Annotated in this window: 17 protein-coding genes; 6 read left to right on the forward strand and 11 right to left on the reverse strand. The window is 47.9% G+C overall.

The genetic code is table 11. The annotated features are described in order from the left end of the window. Nucleotides 1-133: 133 nt before the first annotated feature. From IC229_RS13580 to aac(6'), 6 genes are all read right to left on the reverse strand, one after another. A complete protein-coding gene (locus tag IC229_RS13580; RefSeq protein WP_190887533.1) occupies nucleotides 134-1,315 on the reverse strand; it encodes an epoxide hydrolase family protein in 1,182 nt (393 codons plus the stop codon). 94 nt (nucleotides 1,316-1,409) lie between these two features. Further along, nucleotides 1,410-1,832 carry a DUF3592 domain-containing protein gene (locus IC229_RS13585; RefSeq protein WP_190887534.1) on the reverse strand — a complete coding sequence of 141 codons (423 nt, stop codon included), beginning with the start codon at nucleotides 1,830-1,832 and terminating at the stop codon, nucleotides 1,410-1,412. 209 nt (nucleotides 1,833-2,041) lie between these two features. Further along, the gene (locus IC229_RS13590; protein WP_190887535.1) at nucleotides 2,042-2,491 is read right to left on the reverse strand and encodes a putative periplasmic lipoprotein; all 450 of its coding nucleotides are present in this window, start codon (nucleotides 2,489-2,491) and stop codon (nucleotides 2,042-2,044) included. Between the two features lie 189 nt (nucleotides 2,492-2,680). Continuing rightward, complete coding sequence (locus IC229_RS13595; RefSeq protein WP_190887536.1) at nucleotides 2,681-3,316, reverse strand: response regulator transcription factor; 636 nt, start codon at nucleotides 3,314-3,316, stop codon at nucleotides 2,681-2,683. 37 nt (nucleotides 3,317-3,353) lie between these two features. Continuing rightward, complete coding sequence (locus tag IC229_RS13600) at nucleotides 3,354-5,327, reverse strand: tetratricopeptide repeat-containing sensor histidine kinase (protein WP_190887537.1); 1,974 nt, start codon at nucleotides 5,325-5,327, stop codon at nucleotides 3,354-3,356. Nucleotides 5,328-5,410: 83 nt separating this feature from the next. Continuing rightward, nucleotides 5,411-5,851 (reverse strand): aminoglycoside 6'-N-acetyltransferase, encoded by a 441-nt coding sequence (aac(6'), locus tag IC229_RS13605; RefSeq protein WP_190887538.1) that lies wholly within the window; start codon nucleotides 5,849-5,851, stop codon nucleotides 5,411-5,413. Nucleotides 5,852-5,913: 62 nt separating this feature from the next. On the opposite strand from aac(6'), the gene IC229_RS13610 reads away from it, so the two are divergent. Next, nucleotides 5,914-6,576: a hypothetical protein gene (locus tag IC229_RS13610; protein ID WP_190887539.1), complete on the forward strand. Its 663-nt coding sequence runs from the start codon at nucleotides 5,914-5,916 to the stop codon at nucleotides 6,574-6,576. 99 nt (nucleotides 6,577-6,675) lie between these two features. Here the strand turns inward: IC229_RS13610 and IC229_RS13615 are convergent, their stop codons facing one another. Then, nucleotides 6,676-8,007: a sensor histidine kinase gene (locus tag IC229_RS13615; protein WP_190887540.1), complete on the reverse strand. Its 1,332-nt coding sequence runs from the start codon at nucleotides 8,005-8,007 to the stop codon at nucleotides 6,676-6,678. Nucleotides 8,008-8,320: 313 nt separating this feature from the next. Between IC229_RS13615 and IC229_RS13620 the strand changes: the two genes are divergently transcribed. Beyond that, entirely contained in the window at nucleotides 8,321-9,688 is a 1,368-nt protein-coding gene (locus IC229_RS13620; protein ID WP_190887541.1) for a sensor histidine kinase, read from the forward strand. Nucleotides 9,689-9,816: 128 nt separating this feature from the next. Here IC229_RS13620 and IC229_RS13625 read toward each other — a convergent pair whose 3' ends face one another. Together IC229_RS13625 and IC229_RS13630 are read right to left on the reverse strand one after the other, a co-directional pair. After that, nucleotides 9,817-12,228: a glycoside hydrolase family 65 protein gene (locus IC229_RS13625; RefSeq protein WP_190887542.1), complete on the reverse strand. Its 2,412-nt coding sequence runs from the start codon at nucleotides 12,226-12,228 to the stop codon at nucleotides 9,817-9,819. 7 nt (nucleotides 12,229-12,235) lie between these two features. Next, complete coding sequence (locus tag IC229_RS13630; protein ID WP_190887543.1) at nucleotides 12,236-12,412, reverse strand: hypothetical protein; 177 nt, start codon at nucleotides 12,410-12,412, stop codon at nucleotides 12,236-12,238. 173 nt (nucleotides 12,413-12,585) lie between these two features. Here IC229_RS13630 and IC229_RS13635 point away from each other — a divergent pair, with 173 nt between their 5' ends. Beyond that, the gene (locus IC229_RS13635; protein WP_190887544.1) at nucleotides 12,586-13,014 is read left to right on the forward strand and encodes a DUF3592 domain-containing protein; all 429 of its coding nucleotides are present in this window, start codon (nucleotides 12,586-12,588) and stop codon (nucleotides 13,012-13,014) included. A gap of 157 nt (nucleotides 13,015-13,171) precedes the next feature. Here IC229_RS13635 and IC229_RS13640 read toward each other — a convergent pair whose 3' ends face one another. Both IC229_RS13640 and IC229_RS13645 read right to left on the reverse strand, forming a co-directional pair. Beyond that, nucleotides 13,172-13,519 (reverse strand): hypothetical protein, encoded by a 348-nt coding sequence (locus IC229_RS13640; RefSeq protein ID WP_190887545.1) that lies wholly within the window; start codon nucleotides 13,517-13,519, stop codon nucleotides 13,172-13,174. A 396-nt stretch (nucleotides 13,520-13,915) separates the two neighbouring features. After that, nucleotides 13,916-15,154: a sbcc family protein gene (locus IC229_RS13645; protein ID WP_190887546.1), complete on the reverse strand. Its 1,239-nt coding sequence runs from the start codon at nucleotides 15,152-15,154 to the stop codon at nucleotides 13,916-13,918. 373 nt (nucleotides 15,155-15,527) lie between these two features. On the opposite strand from IC229_RS13645, the gene IC229_RS13650 reads away from it, so the two are divergent. From IC229_RS13650 to IC229_RS13660, 3 genes are all read left to right on the forward strand, one after another. Continuing rightward, complete coding sequence (locus IC229_RS13650) at nucleotides 15,528-16,616, forward strand: sensor histidine kinase (protein WP_190887547.1); 1,089 nt, start codon at nucleotides 15,528-15,530, stop codon at nucleotides 16,614-16,616. Next, on the forward strand, nucleotides 16,597-17,379 hold the full coding sequence (locus tag IC229_RS13655; protein WP_190887548.1) for a LytR/AlgR family response regulator transcription factor: 783 nt from the start codon (nucleotides 16,597-16,599) through the stop codon (nucleotides 17,377-17,379). The genes IC229_RS13650 and IC229_RS13655 overlap by 20 nt, the downstream gene beginning before the upstream one ends. A gap of 224 nt (nucleotides 17,380-17,603) precedes the next feature. Beyond that, the gene (locus IC229_RS13660) at nucleotides 17,604-19,034 is read left to right on the forward strand and encodes a right-handed parallel beta-helix repeat-containing protein (protein WP_190887549.1); all 1,431 of its coding nucleotides are present in this window, start codon (nucleotides 17,604-17,606) and stop codon (nucleotides 19,032-19,034) included. The last annotated feature ends 147 nt before the right edge of the window (nucleotides 19,035-19,181 follow it).

Raw genomic sequence — 19,181 nt, forward strand, 5'->3', positions numbered from 1 at the left:
AGCCTGCGCAAAGCGGTCGAGCGCATTCTAAGTCAGGTCGGTCAAGAATACACCATTACTTTTGCTTAACCCCTTAAGATACTTCCTTCGTCAGCATGACAAAACAATCATTTATGAGTAACTTAATCGAAAATCACTCACTCTTTGATTGATGAATTCCCTTAAAAAATTGCCGGATTTCGTCGGCCAGTGCCTGAGGCTGCTCCATAGCGGCAAAGTGGCCACCCGATGATATTTCATTCCACCGTTCTATGGTAAAATAACGCTCAACCAGCTCTCTGGGCGGAGCGCTAATATCCTTAGGAAAGAACGTAAATCCGGCAGGCACAGCCGTTTTTTTGCCCGTTTTATCGAACGGATTATACTTGATAAGTGGGTTGTATGTAGCGGCCATGATCGATTTGATGGCTTCATAATACAGCCGCATTGACGAGTTACTGGTTCGCGTAACCCAATAGATTGTGAGATTTGTCAGCAACTCGTCCTTCGTAAAGGCATTTTCCAAATTCCCGCCATTATCGCTCCAGGCATAAAATTTTTCGATAAGCCATGCCGCCAGACCAGCCGGCGAATCAGTCAGACTATACGCCAAACTCTGGGGCTTGGTAGCCTGAATCATCGAGTAAGCGCCTTCGGTTCGTTGCCATTTCTGTATTTTTTCAAAGAATTTCTTCTCAGCGTCGCTGGCATCATCGGGCTGTTCGAGGGTATGGTGAAACGGCAAATCTGTCAGATGGATAGCGTGGAGATGGTCATCATGATAAAGCGCCAGTTGTTCGGTGATACTGCCTCCCCAATCTCCACCATGCGCAAAAAATTCGTCATAACCCAATTCATCGACCATCAACCTGGCGAACAGATCAGCCATTTTTTTCGGGTCCATCCCTTCCTCTGCGGGAATACCGGAGAAGCCATAGCCCGGCATAGACGGCACTACGACATCAAACGAAAATCCCTCTTCATCGGCTTCTGTGAGTAACGGAATTAGTTTATGAAACCGGAAGAAGCTATCGGGGTAACCGTGAATCAATAACAGCGGAAAAGACGTTTTCCCTTTGCCTTTCTGGTGGATGAAATGAATACCGATATCGTCAATTTCTGTCTTGAAATGAGCAAACGTATTCAAATACGCTTCCTGTTTGAGCCAGTCGAATTGCTGCTGCCAATACGTGCAGAGTTCCTGCAAATAGGCTTCGTTGGTACCCATCTCCCATTTTTCATTCGCTATCTGATCGGGCCAGCGGGTTTTCGCCAGTCTTGACCGTAAATCGGCCAGCGTACTCTCATCGACGCTGATTGTGAAGGGATGTATCATTTCAGTCTGTTGACAGGATCGGTCCTAAAACCAATCGTAACAAATAGCTACCTACCTGAAATGTAAAGCCCGAATCGCCTATGAATGTTTTGTTTCAGAGTAAAGCAAACAGGACTTTTAGTGCGGTAAAAGCAACTGTTCCTAAAATAAACGAGACGGCATAATAGTAGAAGGATTTATCGTTGAAATAGCTCGGGCCTACCCACGAACAGACGGTGGGTGATTCACGCACGTAATATACCTGCAACGACTGACCAACTTTTAATTGCTCTATGTCGGTCGTGGCATCTACTTCTTCCTCATAAACTGTACCGTCGACGTCAAAAACAATCGTCGGAAAAAGCTTGACCGCACCATTCGTTCGTTTTTCGCGAATGCGACTAATGCGCCCCTGGGCGAATGCGCCAATGCGCATCATTTCTTTATAGAGTTCAGATGACGCCCGACCAAGGGTAAAGGCATAATGGGCTCCATAACCGGCTAAAATCAGGATAAAAATCGTATCGATGGCGTTCATGATTTCTGACTGTTTCTGTTGAATTGAATAGGACAAAATTGACAGTCAGCAGGCCGGGACACAATCTGGGAAACCCTAGAAATCGACTACAGGGAAACCTTTGAAATAGCGTATAGGAAAACCCTGATTAGTTACCTTTCATGAAAAATCCCGAACAACCAAAGGCTATTCGGGATAAGAAAGGATGGTGGATAACAAACGGAACTGACTTATTTAGCTGCTGTAAATTTCAGCTCAAGGGTTTCTCCCGTACTGGGATCTTCCTCGTTCAGGTTGAAGATGATGTTGTCGCCGTCGGCATCGGCTACCTGTTCGCCATCAACGTAGAGACCGTAAACCTTTCCGCGTTTTTTCACTTCTACGTTATCGATATCAATGGAAGCATCCTGCGAGCCCGTGGCTTTCAGCGTTAAGGTCATCGTTACGTTATCTTCTGACGTAGCATCCAGACTAACCGTTCCTGAAATGGTTTTTCCCGACTGGGTTAACGGCAATTTGGGCAGGTCGATTTCGTCGGTGCCGGCTGCGTAGCGAAACGAACTTAGTTTATAATTACCAGCTACTACGTCGGCCGCATTCTCTGGCTCGATATCGGTTTCACTTTTTTTGCAGGCGGTAAAGGTCAGCGCAACGAATAAGAAAAGAAGGATCGTTTTCATGGCTTTTAGTTGTTTGCGAGGTGATTTCCGTCAATCACCGAGGCAAAACTACCCGCCGTTTCAAGTCTCATCAATACCGCATTTGTATGATTTTTAAGGAGCAGTATCAAAGAGCGAAAGAATGAAAGAGTGAAAGCCATCCGGATGCTTCTCTGCCGGATGGCTTTCACTCTTTCATTCTTTCGCTCTTTATCTACGTCCCAAGTACTTATTCACCGCTTCCACCTTCGAGTGGACCTGGAGCTTTTCATAGATGTTGAAGATGTGTTTTCGCACCGTAGTGGGGCTGACGAATAGCTCTTCCGCTACTTCTTTGTGACTGTGGCCTTTCGACAGGCGGTCGAGAATTTCGCGTTCGCGGGGGGTCAGTACGTCCAGTTCGGTTGGAGTGGAGCGATTGACGTGGAACGAACCCGCAATTTTACGGGCAATGGTACTACTCATGGGAGCGCCCCCTTCGTGCAGTTCGGTGATGGCTTCGAGGAGTTTATGGGGCGGGCTGCGCTTCAGAATATACGAATTCGCACCCGCTTTGAGCGCTTCAAAAACAGTTTCATCTTCGTCATACATCGTACACATCATGAACTGAGTATCAGGACATCTTGGCTTGAGATGCCGTACGCAGTCGATACCATTCATGCCAGGGAGGTCGATATCCATTAACACTACGTCGACGCAGTGACCGGGCAGATAGTCGAGAGCCGCTTCGGCCGTCTCGAACGTAGCCTGACAGAAAAAGCCATCGGCACCGTCGACCAGAATAGCCAGCGATTGCCGAATAGGCTCTTTATCTTCAACAATAGCAACGGTTATGGAGGTTTTCATCTGGCAATATTCACCGTTTTTTTTGGGGAAAGCTATACTACGTTTGCAGTATTTTGGGGGCCGATACGGGTGGGTAGGGATAGGTGATTTTCACGGAAGTACCGGCCGATGAGGACAAAATTTCATAACATCCGCCTGATTCTTCGATACGTTGCTGCATATTGCCCAACCCGTTACGTAACGCTGTCTTCTCGTTGGGCGTAAAACCTCGTCCGTTGTCTTGTACCTCAATGAATAAATGGTCGGCGTCGGGGCGGATGGTCAGGTGAACTTCGCTGGCGTGGGCGTGTTTCACTACGTTGTTCAGCGATTCTTTCACCGTCAGAAAAACGTTACGTCGGTCGGCGCCACGTATCGCAATTTCGCGGGGAGATTCTGTTACGTCGGTTTTCAACGTAACGGACGTATTTTCGATGAACTCACTGGCGTAAGCGCGGGTGTATGCAATCAACCCATTGAGGCTGTCATTTTTGGTGTTCAACGACCAGATAATCTCATTCATAGACGTCACCATCTCCGACGAAATGCTGGAAATTTTTTCCACTTCAGGGGTCGTTTTATCGCCCATCTTCGTTTTCGCCACCTCGCTCAACAACCCGATGGCCGTCAACGAAGCCCCCAGATCGTCGTGCATCTCTTTGGCGATACGTCGGCGCTCTTTTTGCTGGCCTTCCAGTTCCGACTGCACCACCGCCAGTTCGCGCTGGCGTTCGGCAGCCAGCAAAGCCTCGTCGGCGGTACGTTGGCGCTGTCGGTAGTAGAGGTACGCAAATACCAACCCTCCTCCCACCCCAACAATGACCAGACCGGCAATCAGCAAATAAAGATTCTGGCGTTTTTGTTTTTCCTGAAGCTGATCGATACTTAGCTGTTTTTGAGCTAGTTGCTCACGAGATTCGGCCTGTTTCAGTTTCACTTCGTAGTCCTGAAGCAAACTTTTTGTTTCCTGATTATTCAGCGAATCATCAACGCCAATGTATTTATCCAGCCAATTGGCAGCAGCTTTGAAGTTGCCCAAACCCTGATTGGCGATGGCGTATTCGCGGTAAATATTCCGAAATTCGGTTAAGCCGGCCTTGTTTTTTACTGCAATGGAATGCGACTCATCCAGCAGTTTTTTGGCGGCTGCAAATTGCCTCATCTGACTTCGGGTTTGGGCTAATGTCATCAGCACCTCAAGTTCGTGCCGCGTGTTGCCTAACTGTCTGCTGAAACGTAGCGCTTCATTTCGATAATAAAGGGCCGAGTCGTAGCGGGCCGCCAGCGAGTGTTCGAATCCGATATTGTTATACAGATTGATCATAAAGTCGAGGTCGTTTTTGGGATCAATCCATTGTTTTGCTTTCAAATAATTGGCCATCGTTTCGCGACTTTTTCCCATGTCGCTATATACGACAGCCAGGCTGAAATAATCGGTGGCAATTGCCCGCCGGTCGGCCTTATCTACCGTCAGGGTGGTATCGAACGCAAGCGCTTTTCGGTAATGTTCCAGTGCCTTTTCACGCATCTTCTGCTTATTATAGATGTATCCAAGGTTCTGATTCACAACCGCTACGTTGCGCGGGCTTCCGTCTAGCTGCATGTAGCGGGCAGCCTGCTGGTAATTGGGAATGGCTTCCTGAAACCGCCCCATAAACAACGCCGTGTTGGCCACGGCAAAATAGCTAAGCCCCAGATGCCGCTTTATCGTATCCTGTTTAGCTTTCTCAACGGCAGCCAGCGCCACCTTTCGGGCTTCATCGTGCCGTCCCAGGTTATTAAGCTGGTACGCCATAAGCCGTACACTCTCAAAATAGCCTTTGGTAAAATTGATTTTCTGAGAGAAACTGTACGCTTTCTGGTAATTATTCAGCGCCTTGATCGGTGCACTTGTCTCAATTGATTCTCCTTTTTTAAGGAGGTCCATTACGTAGCTGGTATCGGTCGGGTTGGGCACCGACTGCGCGTAACTAACGACCCTGAATAGAGTCAGTGCAAGTCCTAAACAAAGTTGTTTTACCAGCGAAAGCATCAAGTTAAGCTGTTACGTTTCTAACAAAGATAAACGAAACGTTGTAATCGCTACGTGTGTGGTAACACTTGCTGATTTACAGTTTAAATCGGCTTGATAAACGAAATTGTCCGCTCTACTTCTTCAAAACCTACGCCTTTATGAAAAGCTTCTCCCAACGTATTGTCCAGTAATACGTCGGACGCCAGTTCCTTACTTCCCTGTTCTCTTGCCCACTCCTCAGCCTGTCGGATGAGCGCCCGCCCTACGCCCTGCTGCTGAGAAACTGGCGCTACGTAGATACCTTCCAAAAAAGCGACCGGTGTTTGAGAAGCGCCCGGTACATAATCCACCCGCAGTGACAGATTCATAAAGCCAATTGCTACTCCCTGATTGTCACGAACAATGAAGGCTTCCTGTTTCGGAGATTGATAAATTTCGTTCAGCACTTCAGCCATTTCAGCCTCGGTCGTGTCGGGCCAAAGCGCCAGGGCCATTTGTTGCCAGTCCTTAAAATCCGGTTCATTTATTTTTGTGATACGCATACGTATTGAGTTTAATCAGTCACTATTTTTACTTCAAAAGAAACATTCAGTATAATCGACGTATGAAAAATTTCTTTCTCTTATTTTCTCTTACGCTAACGACAGGTATTGCTACGTTCGCTCAGCAGCAGGAGTTGTCGATTTCGCCCATTGGATTTGCCTTACCCAGAAACCAGCTTCTTCAGTACGAACGCTACGTTGACAAGCAGCAAAGTCTAACCTTTTCATTAAGCTACAACGAAAATCTGCGTAATAGTTTGTTTTTCAACCCGCCCCGCACGGAACGCTTCCAAAACGTGCGAATGGCGGCTGGTTACCGCTACTACGTTCCGGGTCTGGGTATTGGCGATGAACTGACCCTGTTTGGCTCGGTGCGTGCTATTGTTGATTATTCAGCGTTGCGGCTTGCTTATGATACACGCAATCCTGTTTCGGCAGATTCGCTACGTGCCGCCGGTTTTTCCCTGGCCCCCGAACTGCTGTTTGGTGCAAAAGCAACTTTCCTGAAACGCGTTACGTTGACTGGGTCCCTTGGTGGGCAGTACCTGTTCAAGCTGTTTCCAACCAGCCAAATCACGCAAAATCAGAACTACTGGAATTCGTTTTACTGGACTAACGACAATCAGGACGCACAATTCAAGCGTAACGTTGTCACACATTACCGTCAGGGCTGGTATCCATCGATTCAGGTTACAGTGGGTGTGGTGTTGGGGAAGAGTCGGTAGTTGAGGAAGACCCCGACAGGCTCCGGCTGTCGGTTGTAACTACTCAATTAGTTGGGCCAGCGACCACAACATCGGACGGCACGGGCCGGGGCCTATATCCTACTTTATCAACGGCAACGTAACGATGAAATCGTTGGCAGTTTCTTCTACTTTGGGCGTCTGCTGGCCCAACAACTGATACTTCGACAAAATATTCAGCAGCCCTTTTTGCGTGGAATTGACCCGGTTTGTGGCTTTTCGCTGTAACGTATTGCTGACGATCAGGCATCCGTCTTCAGTTGTCGTGAGTCGAATCCGTAACGGTTGTTCGGCTGATACGATGTTGTGTTTCACGGCATTTTCGACCAGCAATTGAAGTGTCAGTGGGGGCAGTTTGTACTGGAGAAACGGATCGTCGATATTTTTTATCAGGTCGATACCGGCACCGTAACGGGTTTTGAGCAGATGGTAGTACGAATCGATAAAGGCCAGTTCGGTTTGCAGGGTCGTGAGTTCGTGATCGTTGGTACGTAGCAGATACCGGTACACACTCGACATTTCATCCACAAAACGCTCAGCTTTAGCCGGTTCAGAGGCAATGAGCGACGATAACGTATTGAGGCTATTGAACAGAAAATGCGGGTTGAGCTGCGCCTGAAGCGCCATCATCTGCACCGCCGACATTTGCTGCTGGAGTTTTTCGGTAACCAGTTCCGATTCGAGATGCTGGCGCTGGTGCTGTTCGCGTTCGCGGGCGAGTCGCTGTTCCATCGTGGCGCTTCGGATCGCACTTCGGCGCTGGCGATATCCCAAAAGCAACGTAAAGCAGATGAGTTCGGCCAGAATTCCCAGTTCGAAGAATGTCAGTGGGGCCGATAAAAAGAAATCCGAATTATCCAGTGCAAACCCAAGTCTGGTCAGGACCATCGACACAATACCACCTGCCAGAATAAACGCCGACCCAATTGCAACGTAGCGGGGCACCACCCCTCTCAGCTGGCCGATTTGCCAGACGCCATAACCCGCAATTCCTACCATAAGCAGCCGCATAGACGTATGAGCCGTATCGTAAACGGAACCATACCACTTATCTGCGGCAAAACACAATGCCCACATCAGCACTATATAGGCCAGAATAACTCCTTTTGTAATCCTGAATAAGCGAAAAAGCCCCGGCAGTCGAGTGCGAAGCTGAATTAGCGCATCGGCAAAATCGAAGTAAATAAAATAGGCGAGCATGGGAGCCGCCACCCGGACGAAATACCACGTATTATTTGATACATATTGGTTGATTTCATCGACGCGCAGGCCAAAATATACCAGCCAGGACAGCATATACAGCGTATAAAGTCCATAAAGACGCTCGCGGTAAATGCTCCACTGCACGATGTTCAGCAAGAGGATAGCACTGACCATCCCTGTGAACAGCAGATTCCAGGTGGCAAATGTCATGAAGTGTTTGTCTCAGTTAGGTAAAAATGGTCTAAAAATCGGAATTCTCCGGGTGGCGTGTCAATCGTTAAGCCGATGAATTGGTATAAGTTGGTTATGAACCGTCATAAAGTGAGGGTGAACCGTATGTTGTTTTAAGACGTAGCACCGGGCGTTTTGTTTCGAATTAGTTGTGACACAGAGATGCACAGAGGTGTTGTTATTTTTCTCTGTGCATCTCTGTGTCACAACCCTTTAAGCAAATCTGGTTAATTCTCAGCGATTTCACGTATTTTCGTTTCTTCATTCCTCTGAACCAACTACTAATTCGTTCATGACCTACGAAGCCTGGTCCCCGCTTTTTCTGGGAATGGCGCTGGCCCTGCTGATTGCCAATCTGGTGCAGTGGTTCATGTACCGCGAACGTATTTACGGCCTGTATACGATTTACATTCTCATCTGGGCTGTTTATTTCACCATCAATCACTTCAATCTGCCTAAAAACCTCAGCAACTTCTATAAAGTCCTGCTGTCGTATTCGGGTTACATATTGTATCTGGAACTTGCCCGGATTTTTCTCGACCTCAGCGACCGGCCTCGATTTCGACGCTGGATCACGCGGGTTCAGGGGCTGCTGGTGCTTTATATCGTTACGAAGACGTACATTTATCTGTTTACCGATCTCTGGAAAAGCCCCATCCATGACCTTCTGATTCATCCGGTACGATTTGCCCTGATGACGGTTGGCGGCTACGTCGTTTTTTCGTTCTATCGTTCCAAAGATACCGTTGCCCGATTCTTTGTAGCTGGCACGGCGTCGTTGCTCATCAACCATCTCATTACAACCATATTACTAATTCGCTCGCCGATTTACAGTCAGCAAATGCCGTTTTGGGAGCACCCTGATTTGTTTGTGCAGACAGGTGTTGTGCTCGATCTGATTTTCTTTGGGCTGGGCATTACGCACCGGCATCGGCGCGAAGCGGTTCGGAAGGTAGCGGTTGAAGGGCAGCTCGCTACTGAACGGGAACAACGCCAACGCGAACATCTCGAAGCTGATTTGCAGATGGAACGCCTGAAACAGGAGAAAACCGAAGTGCAGATGCGGGCGCTGCAAAGCCAGATCAATCCGCATTTTCTGTTTAATAGCCTCAATACGTTGTCGTCGCTCATCGATGAAAGTCCGCGTCAGGCGGGTGAGTTTGTCGATGAACTATCGAGCGTTTATCGGTATTTGCTACGTGCTAATCGAGCCACCGATACGTCTGAACGCGACCGGGAAGGAGATCTGACCACCGTCAGTCTTGAACTCGATTTTATTCAATCGTATTTCCATTTGCTACGTACGCGCCACGGCGCGGCCATTCGTCTGGAAGTAGACGTACCGCCTGACCATGCCGACGCGCTACTTCCTCCGCTGACGCTGCAATTGCTGGTAGAGAATGCTGTAAAACACAATATTGCTTTACCGGCTCAGCCGCTAACCATCCGCATACGTAGCACTGACGATAGTAATTTAGTCGTTGAAAATACGCTGCAACGTAAAACGCTACGTGTCGAATCGACGGGAATCGGCCTGGCGAATATCACCGCGAAATACCGCATCCTGAACCAGCAGGAACCGACAATTGAAGAAGTGGATGGCTGGTTCCGTATTACGTTGCCTTTACTGGAGCCCAAAAGTTTGTTGACTACAACGTAACGTTCACACTCCGTTTGAAGCCCCATAACGAGTGTTTTTGTCATGCTGAGGCACGAAGCATCTTAATTTATCCCTACAAGCGTGCAAGAAAACCTTAAGATGCTTCGTGCCTCAGCATGACAAAAACGTCAACTTGGTATTGGCGTCGTCACCTCACTTTCCGGTTGAATCGTCACCTCTTCGTTGTAGAGACAGAGCGTTATCGATTCCTTCGAGAAATTATGGATCGTTACGTTCTGCTGCGTCGTTATTACGTCCAGCAATGCACCCCGGAATCGAATTTTGAACGAAAACGATTGCCAGTTTTCCGGACAGTAGGGACGTAGCACTAGCTGGTAGTTAATCGATTGTGGAATTGGCGGCAAAATGACCCATTCGGTCTTATTTTCTTTGCGCGCCTTTTTGACGATTTCCTTCTGCTCTTTGGGCAATTCCAAACCAACCCGCATACCACCGAACCCTTTCACCACCGCCAGCCACGTACCAGCCATCGACGTAATGTGGCAGCCGTCTTCGGTATCGTTGTTGTAATCATCGAGGTCGAGCCGGGCGGTGCGGAGGTACATTTCGTAGGCTTTTTCTTTCATTCCTAAACTGGATGCCAGAATTGAATGTACACAGGGTGATAGCGACGATTCATGCACCGTCATTGGCTCGTAGAAGTCGAAATTCTTTCGGACAAAATCGTGCCCGTGCTCGTGTTCGAAGAAATAAAGTCCCTGCAATACGTCGGCCTGTTTGATGAAGCACGACCGCAGAATCCGGTCCCACGACCAGTTCTGATTGATCGGGCGCTGCCCTTTCGGAATGTCTGAAACCGGCATCAGTTCTTTATCCAGAAAGCCGTCCTGTTGCAGATAAACCTGACGTTCTTCGTCAAAAGGGAAATGCATAGTATCAACAATATGTGTCGCTTTCTCAATCTCTTTCTCTTCCCGAAAATGAATCCGGTCGATCAGATCGGCGTATTTCTCCTGGTCGAGAATCTTCACTTTATTGACTGCTTCGATGGTGTAACGTAGCGTCCAGGCGGCAATGTAGTTGGTGTACCAGTTGTTATTGACGTTGTTTTCGTACTCATTCGGCCCCGTTACGCCCAACATTACGTACTTCTCTTTCTTCGTCGACCAGTTGACGCGCTGGCTCCAGAACCGGCTGATGGCAATGAGGACTTCCAGCCCATAATCGACCAGATACTGCTCATCGCCGGTGTAGCGAACGTAGTCGAAAATGGCGTAGGCGATGGCTCCGTTCCGGTGAATTTCCTCGAATGTAATTTCCCACTCGTTGTGGCACTCTTCCCCATTCATGGTCACCATCGGGTAGAGCGCAGCGCCCGCCCGGAAGCCCAGTTTCTGCGCATTCTCAATGGCTTTACCAAGTTGTTTATAGCGGTAAATCAGCAGGTTACGCGCCACCTTCTGATCAGCCGTAGATAGGTAGAAAGGCAGGCAATAAGCTTCGGTGTCCCAGTACGTACTACCGCCGTATTTCTCGCCGGTAAACCCTTTGGGGCCGATGTTCAGTCGTTCATCTTCACCTGTGTACGTCTGGTTCAACTGGAAAATATTGAACCGGATTCCTTGTTGAGCTGCTACGTCGCCCTCAATCACGATGTCGTTCGTTTTCCACTTATCGGCCCAGGCCTGCTTCTGTTCGAACAGCATTTTGTCGAAACCTTTGCGACTGATACGTTGGATGTACTTGTGGGCTTCCTTTATCAACGTATCAGAATCGTAATTCAGCGACGACAGATTAACGCCATATTTATAGATGACCGTTTCCTGGCCCTCCCGACAGTCGAGCGTAATGCGATTCGCTACGTATTTCTCGTATTTGATCGGCTGCGACTGGTAGTCAACTTTCTCCCCCCCCTGCTCAATTTCCACGCACATGCCCGTTGCTACGTGGAAGCCAGTTTTACGAGTGCGTAATTCAATATACGCTTCACCATAGGCCGTTTCCTTACGTACCTCATCCCAGAACGTTTCGTCGTAATTGGCATCTCGGTTTCGGACGGCCCCGTCGATGTAGGGCGTAATGGTGATTTTTGCGTCGAAATTCAGCGGTTTGATGGCGTAACGTATCGCCCCGGATTCGTCGTCAACGATGGAATAGAACCGTTTGGCATTGACTTCCACCTCTTTTCCACTCTTCAAACGAGCCACAAACTGGCGTTCGAGATAGCCTTCCTGCATGTTGAGCACGCGCCGAAAATTACGTACTTCGCAGGTATTCAAGTCGAGGGTTTCGTATTCAATATCGATGTCGATGCCAATCCAGTTGGCGGCATTCAGGACTTTGGCAAAGTATTCGGGGTACCCATTTTTCCACCAGCCAACGCGGGTTTTGTCGGGGTAGTATACGCCGGCAACGTAGTGACCCAACATGGTTTTCCCGGAGAATTTTTCTTCAAATGATCCGCGTCCGCCCAGTCGGCCATTACCGATGGACATTACGCTTTCGGTTATCTCATTGTAGTCACGGTGGAAACTTTCTTCAACTATATTCCAGGGGTCCTGCGTCAGGTAATGTTTCATTAATAGGTTATGAATGTTGCGCGAATTTAATCCGAACAGCGAGTAGTTTGCACACCTGCGAGTAGATACGTAGTACGCAATTACGTCGTTCTGTCGATTCGTTATCTCTATTGAGACGCGCTACGTTACGGTCAGTTACAAAAAGAGGCTTTAGAAAACCATAATGAACAATACCGACCGTCATGGGAAGTTACTACGTTCGTCAATCTATAAAATGTATGAGACATAATTAAATAGACAGAGATAACACATTAAATATAGGATTTCCTGTACCCAAAATATAGGCTTACCTCGATTTTAGAACAGGAACCTCTGCCCCAATTTTGCCATACGTATCACTTAATCCAGTTATCACGTATGGAAACACATCCAACACTTGTTTTTGGGGCTGACTTTACAATTATAGTATTACTACTCTTGGCTGTGGGTAGCTATTTTGTTTATCAGGGTTATCAAACCCTATCATTTTTTTTCGAACTGGGCCGACGGGGGGAATCGACCAAAGGACGCGTAATCGGCTTAAACCGAAGTATCTCTTTTAATGGCACAAATAATGTTGAATATATCAATCCTCTGTTTTCGTACTGGATAGATGGGCAATTGTATGAAGTAGAAGGCGATCTGCTGCTTTTTGAGAGCTTTGCCATCGGTCAGGAGATGCCTATAAGGTTTCTGCCCGAAAACCCGAAAAAATTCACGTATCGAAAAACGAGTTTAACTGGTATCGGATCGCTGCTGATGGGTTTATCCCTAGTGGCACTTGCCGTATGGTTACTAGTAAAGTAAAGATACTGGAAAGTTGATCGTTTCAGAATGTACGTTCCTATTGCTACACATAAAAAGACCTCTTTTCTGGCTTTGACATTATGATGTTCAAAGCAAAAGAGGTCTTTTAAACCTTCCCTGGAAATTGGGGTGATATATATGTAGGCAACTCTGTTTATCAGGCTTTAAAACGGAGCCGAACGGTATGAACCTGTTGGACAAATTCGCTCAAATCGGTCTGATATCCTTCAACTTTGGCACCAGTTAATTGGCGGGTTATTTCGCTATTAAGCTGTTCGTTATGGCTAAAAACCGCAACCTGGCAAATCTCACTGCTTGAATTTACCCGGAATTGCACGACCACAATTCCTCCCTTTTGCGTTGGTTTGAGCGCATCCGGATACGATACATATTTGCCTACCTGTTGCTCAAGGGTTGCCTTTGCCACTTTCGGTTTGTGTGGCGCAGCGTAGGCCTGCGTTGCCAGGAAGCCTACCAGCATAAGAAGGGCGAAACTCTTTTTCATGACTTCAAACGGATTTAACTAATGAACTAAAATGCTCCTGGTCCAAACTCACCGGGAGTTTGGACCAGTTAATATTAAGCAAATATTATGTCAATATTAATTTTATGTTATAGTTTTTTATTTTGATTTAGTTAGCGGTATTATAGATATTCTCCAAATAAATAACCAAATCAGTCAATACATTCGGATTTTTGTTAGTTTATAACTAAAATCTACTTTTAGAAGATTCCAAACAGCGCTGTTTTAGACTATTATTTTCCAATCCAATGTTAAGCAAATGTTAACAAAATCTATTTACTACGTAACAAATGAAAAGCCCCAACCAGATAGGAAGGGGCTTTTCATTTCAAATGACTTCGTCCGAATTATTTTTAACTCAATGATTTATGGTATTTTTCACTTCTTTTCCTGCAATACCTGTTTCATCAATCGTTCCAATTCCTCGATCCGGGCCTTTTGCTGCTGTAATTCCTGTTGCCTTGCTTTATCCGCTTTCTCCAGTTGAATAGTATACAAGGTTAATTCCTCTACTTTTTCCAGCAACGTAGCATTCATCTTCACCAGATCAACGCCTTCCTTCACTACGTCGGTCGCCGAGGGTACGTTGGGTAAATGACCATGTACACCAACGTAGCGTTCTACCTCACTCAGAGAGGGCAACTGATACGTTGGGGCAAAAACCTTATCGCTCCACTGGTTCACGTTGTCGATACGTAGCCGATGGCGGGCCAGCACCGTTTCGCCCACTTCGTTAACGGTCAGAAACTGGTCGGTGGTGCCGTTAAACAGGGGGTTCGATAAGTGAGCGAATTTGATTCTGCCGTTGTTACGTAGGTTGATGGTGCCGCGCACATCCAGGGGAAATTGAGGGGAATTGGTACCGATGCCCACGGCAATGCTGGTGTTGTTCGGATCGCCCAGCACGATGGCATTGCTTAAAGCCACACTCGCATTAGTACCGATGGCGACCGCATTCTGGAGCGCACCGCTGACGGGTTGGGCGTTGTAGCCCACCATGGTGTTGTTGCTGCCAGTGGTGTTATTTTTCCCGGCATCAATCCCAAAAAAGGCATTGTTATTGCTATTACTGCTGGAGCCCGCATTTTTGCCAAAAAACGCGTTTCTACTCCCCAGCGTATTGTTGATGCCTGCTCCTGCTCCTACAAAGGCATTATCGTTACCCGTTTCGTTTTTCTGGCCGGCATCATTACCCATAAATGTATTGGACCCACCCGTAGTGGTGAAAAAACCCGCCTGATTGCCCACAAAGACGTTAAACGTGCCATTGTTGTTGTGCCCCGCCTGATAGCCCAGAAACGTATTGTTGGTTCCTGTTGAGTTGTATAAACCCGCCAGTGAGCCCACAAAGACATTATAACGTCCAGTCGTGTTGCTATTACCTGCTTGATAGCCCAGAAAAGCATTATCGAATCCTTCCGTGTTTTTGTTGCCCGTCTGATAGCCCACAAACGTATTTTCAGCTCCCGACATGGTTATATTACCGGCACCTATACCTACAATGACATTCTTCCCCCCCGGCGTGGCCGAGATCGGTGCGGTGGCTACGTAGTTGTTTTGCGCCAGTAGTGGAGTGCTCAGCAGAAGGGCGAGCAGAATGCTGGAAAGTGATTTCATTGATTTCGTAATTAAATGCCTGTTTCTCAAAGTTAATGAATAGCCAGCAAGTTATAGTATTGCTTTACTTTTCGGTTTCTGTTGATTTGTTCGTGCCAGGTGAAGGAGTAAATATGCAAAAAGCCCCTGTCTCTTTAAAAGAAGCCAGGAGCCCTGTTCACATTTGTTACTTTTATCCGTAAACATAAAACTATAGTAAATCTAACCTTCCCGTTATTAATCGTTAAGTAAGGGTCCGACTGCTTATTACCGCTTGTCAGTTCGGGTTGTTGAGGTTGTCAGTTCACCGCTTAAATTGGTCACTTCACCTTCTTTTTTGGCCTACAGGCTTATGGGCAGCGTTATCTTTAGGGCATTTCATCGGTTCATGGCTATGAATCAGCTAATCAGAGAAGATCATTCCGGCGAACGATTACAGCACGAAATCGACAAGATTCTCCTGCGGGCTTCGGTGGTGACGGGCCAGTTTATGGGATTGATTTCGCTGCTGTTTTTTGAGGCCATCGACGACCGGCCAGAACCGAAAGTGGCCTGGTTTTCGTTCGGGATGGCGTTTCTGTTCACGATGCTGATCTGGATGTTCAACATCTATATCAACAATCGTCGAGGGTTATCCTTTGTGTATCAATTCATTAATCCCGACTATGAATTCATTATCCGGGTCCTGATCTGCCTGCTCATCAGCGAGGGCATGATTCGTATCTGGACGGTACTGGATGTGTTCTATCAGATGGAAAATACGGGAACCAGCAATTTTCCGGCGGTGCTTCAGGTACGGGGGCTGCTCATTGTGGCGTTCTCGCTACTTACTACGTGGGGTATCGAAAAAGCATTAGCGCAACAACAGGCTATGGGGCTCATAACCAGACTAAAAGAAGAAAATTTTCAGGCGAAGTACGAGGTACTCAAGCAGCAGATCAACCCACACTTTCTGTTCAATTCCCTCAATATTCTGAAGGGCATGATACGTACCGGAAACGAAGATGCCGAAGAATACCTGATTAAACTGGCCGATGTATACCGATATATTCTGCAAAGCAACGCCAAACAGGACGTAGCGATGTCGGATGAACTGCTGCTGCTTGAGTCGTACCACTTCATGTTGAAAAACCGTTTCCGTGATGCCATCGACCTCACCATTACGTTGTCGCCCGAAACGCGTCGGTCAGTGCTGCCTCCGCTGACGTTTCAGATGCTGATGGAAAACTGCGTGAAACATAACGTACTGACGCAGAGCCGAAAACTCTATGTCAGCGTAACCGAACAGGATGGTATAGTGGCCTTTCGAAATAACCTGCAACTCAAACAGTCGCTGCAATCGAGCACCCACGTTGGGCTGGAAAATCTGACCCGACGCTACGAACATTTGTGCGGCACACCATTACGTATTGAACAGGACGAACAGTTTTTTACGGTTTATTTACCCATAATTCCGCCCGACCATGACCGTGCTTATTCTTGAAGATGAGGCCATTACCGCCGAAGAACTGCAACATTACATTACGTCCATCGATCCGAACGTAACGGTGCTGGCATCACTGGAAACCATCGAAGAGGCCGTTGATTTCCTGAAAACGCATGAAAGCCCCGACCTGATTTTCTCCGACATACAGCTCGCCGACGGACTGAGTTTCGAGGTATTTGAACAGGCTCCGGTACGTTGCCCGGTCATTTTCTGTACGGCGTTCGATGAGTACGCTATCCAGGCTTTCTCGACGAACGGTATCGACTACGTACTGAAACCATTCGACCGGAAAGCAATAGAAGGAAGTCTAAACAAATTCCACGCGCTGCAAACGTACTTCCAGCGCGATACGCCCGCCCTCGCAAAACCCGACCTGAACGAACCACTGCAACGGCTCATCGAGCAGCTACGTCCCAGCCGACGTTCGAGTTTTCTGGTCAATTACCGGGGCAAATATTTTCCGGTTTCGGTGGCCGACATTGCGTATTTCTATACCGAAAACGACGTAGTATGGCTCTATAAATCGTCAGGCGAGAAATTCGCCCTCGAATACAACCTCGACCAACTCGAATCCCTCCTCGACCCGAGCCAGTTTTTCCGGGCCAACCGGCAATACATCATTCGCTACGACGCCATCCGCGAATTTGAGTCGTATTTCAACCGCAAGCTCGCCGTCCGGCTCCATTTGCCCACTTCAGAGCCCATCATCATCAGCAAAGCCAAAGCCAGCGAATTCATGCACTGGCTGGAGCAGCGTTGATGCTTCTTTAGCTAAGCAAATTAGCTAGCAAGGCCGCTTCATAGGCGGCTTTTTCCGTTTCATCGGGTCTATGGTTTGGGTTCGGGGCTGCCGATTCCAGTTTTGTTGTGTCGTACGTGAACGAGATACCTTTCACGACATACGGCGGGCAGTTTGACCGTAACAACGCCTTTCTGCATCTAACTTCCTCTTTTACATACTAACAACAAAAACGACGAACAACTATGCGTTTACGTGTCCTCTTTATCGCTGCTGTTGGGCTGGGGTCAGCTCATGGTGCGCTGGCTCAGAATATGAACTACGTAGCAACAAACCCTTCGGCAAGCTCGCCGGGCTCGTACAATACCATTGTCGGTATTGCTGCGGGCGGTAGAAATTCCACCACTGGCTGGTCGAACGTGTTTATGGGCAATTACGCTGGTTTTGAAAACATAAGTGGTGAAAATAACGTGTTTTCAGGTGCCAAAGCGGGATACGCTAACAGAACAGGCAGCCGTAATGTAATCGTTGGCGAAGAATCAGGGTACGCAGCCAATGGTTTCGATAACACCTTTATTGGCTTTGCTACAGGCTATTTTACGTCGGGCAGCAACAACGTTATCATGGGTAGCCGGGCAGGGATTGAAACCCGCGGAGGCAGCAATAACGTCTTTTTGGGTCGTTACGCGGGCGGTGCCAATCGCGAAGGCAGCAATAACATATACATCGGTCTTGAGGCTGGTTACAACAATAATAATGGCCATGAGAACGTATTCCTGGGCTTTCAGGCGGGTTACATTACCCAGGCAACTGCGAATATGTTTCTGGGCTTCAAGTCGGGCTATGCCAACACATCGGGTCAGTATAACGCGTTTATGGGCTACCAGGCGGGCATGTCGAATACCTCGGGCAGTGGCAACGTGTTTGCTGGTACCCGATCCGGTATGAACAACGTTACTGGTACGGATAACACGTTTCTGGGCAACAATGCCGACGCGCTTTCACGGGTGGTAAGTCTGACGAACGCAACGGCAATCGGAGCCAACGCCCGCGTAGCTACCAGCAACGCTATTGTGCTGGGCGACACTACGAAAAACACGAAAGTAGGGGTTGGCGTAACGGCTCCGGCCTTTCCGCTAGACGTGCGCGGTACCATCAACATCCGAAATAAAGGGTCGCTGAAGTTCGCCCAGCGGGTACAATTGCAGAGCGACGAAACGGAGTACCTCGTATTGACAGCGGGTGAACAGGGCCAGAGTGGATTGCGACTGGCAAATTTATCCAACAACGTATCAGCGGAAACGGCCAGCCGATTGCTCAGCGTAGACGATCAGGGTCGAGTGGGCCTGTATCGGCCGGTGGTCAGTGCTGATCAGGTGCGGCTACAGGCCAGTATCGCAAACCCGTGGGCCGACTATGTATTCTCACCAACGTATCAACTAGCTCCGTTACGTGAAGTTGCCGATTTTGTGCATACAAATCAGCATTTGCCGGGTTTGCCCAGCGCAGCCGAGGTTACTAAGGAGGGAATTGATTTAGCTACGCTGAACACCAAATTGCTGGAAAAAGTAGAAGAACTGACGTTGTACCTGATTGAGCAACAGAAGCAGAATACGGCTCAACAAGACGAATTAACCGAACTACGCCAGCAGATCAACGAATTACGTAAGCGGTGAATGATGCAATCCGAATTATTGTAAGGATATGAACAGCGATCCTGTTTAAAGTTTTACTGAATATCGATTTTGTCATGCTTCGTTCCCGCTTCGGCGGCCCGGTCAGCATGACAAAATCGCTCATTTTTGACTTTTTCTTAAAAGTCT

It is taken from the genome of Spirosoma profusum (genome assembly GCF_014699005.1).
GTDB classification, from domain to species: domain Bacteria; phylum Bacteroidota; class Bacteroidia; order Cytophagales; family Spirosomataceae; genus Spirosoma; species Spirosoma profusum.

What these genes read in the sequence shown, in the direction of transcription:
- IC229_RS13590 (WP_190887535.1), bottom strand. Translation starts at nt 2,491, where the DNA reads ATGAAAACGATCCTTCTTTTCTTATTCGTTGCGCTGACCTTTACCGCC.
- IC229_RS13625 (WP_190887542.1), bottom strand. Translation starts at nt 12,228, where the DNA reads ATGAAACATTACCTGACGCAGGACCCCTGGAATATAGTTGAAGAAAGT.
- IC229_RS13645 (WP_190887546.1), bottom strand. Translation starts at nt 15,154, where the DNA reads ATGAAATCACTTTCCAGCATTCTGCTCGCCCTTCTGCTGAGCACTCCA.
- IC229_RS13615 (WP_190887540.1), bottom strand. Translation starts at nt 8,007, where the DNA reads ATGACATTTGCCACCTGGAATCTGCTGTTCACAGGGATGGTCAGTGCT.
- IC229_RS13640 (WP_190887545.1), bottom strand. Translation starts at nt 13,519, where the DNA reads ATGAAAAAGAGTTTCGCCCTTCTTATGCTGGTAGGCTTCCTGGCAACG.
- IC229_RS13635 (WP_190887544.1), top strand. Translation starts at nt 12,586, where the DNA reads ATGGAAACACATCCAACACTTGTTTTTGGGGCTGACTTTACAATTATA.
- IC229_RS13655 (WP_190887548.1), top strand. Translation starts at nt 16,597, where the DNA reads ATGACCGTGCTTATTCTTGAAGATGAGGCCATTACCGCCGAAGAACTG.
- IC229_RS13660 (WP_190887549.1), top strand. Translation starts at nt 17,604, where the DNA reads ATGCGTTTACGTGTCCTCTTTATCGCTGCTGTTGGGCTGGGGTCAGCT.
- IC229_RS13585 (WP_190887534.1), bottom strand. Translation starts at nt 1,832, where the DNA reads ATGAACGCCATCGATACGATTTTTATCCTGATTTTAGCCGGTTATGGA.
- IC229_RS13650 (WP_190887547.1), top strand. Translation starts at nt 15,528, where the DNA reads ATGAATCAGCTAATCAGAGAAGATCATTCCGGCGAACGATTACAGCAC.
- IC229_RS13600 (WP_190887537.1), bottom strand. Translation starts at nt 5,327, where the DNA reads ATGCTTTCGCTGGTAAAACAACTTTGTTTAGGACTTGCACTGACTCTA.
- IC229_RS13630 (WP_190887543.1), bottom strand. Translation starts at nt 12,412, where the DNA reads ATGACGGTCGGTATTGTTCATTATGGTTTTCTAAAGCCTCTTTTTGTA.
- IC229_RS13580 (WP_190887533.1), bottom strand. Translation starts at nt 1,315, where the DNA reads ATGATACATCCCTTCACAATCAGCGTCGATGAGAGTACGCTGGCCGAT.
- IC229_RS13595 (WP_190887536.1), bottom strand. Translation starts at nt 3,316, where the DNA reads ATGAAAACCTCCATAACCGTTGCTATTGTTGAAGATAAAGAGCCTATT.
- IC229_RS13610 (WP_190887539.1), top strand. Translation starts at nt 5,914, where the DNA reads ATGAAAAATTTCTTTCTCTTATTTTCTCTTACGCTAACGACAGGTATT.
- IC229_RS13620 (WP_190887541.1), top strand. Translation starts at nt 8,321, where the DNA reads ATGACCTACGAAGCCTGGTCCCCGCTTTTTCTGGGAATGGCGCTGGCC.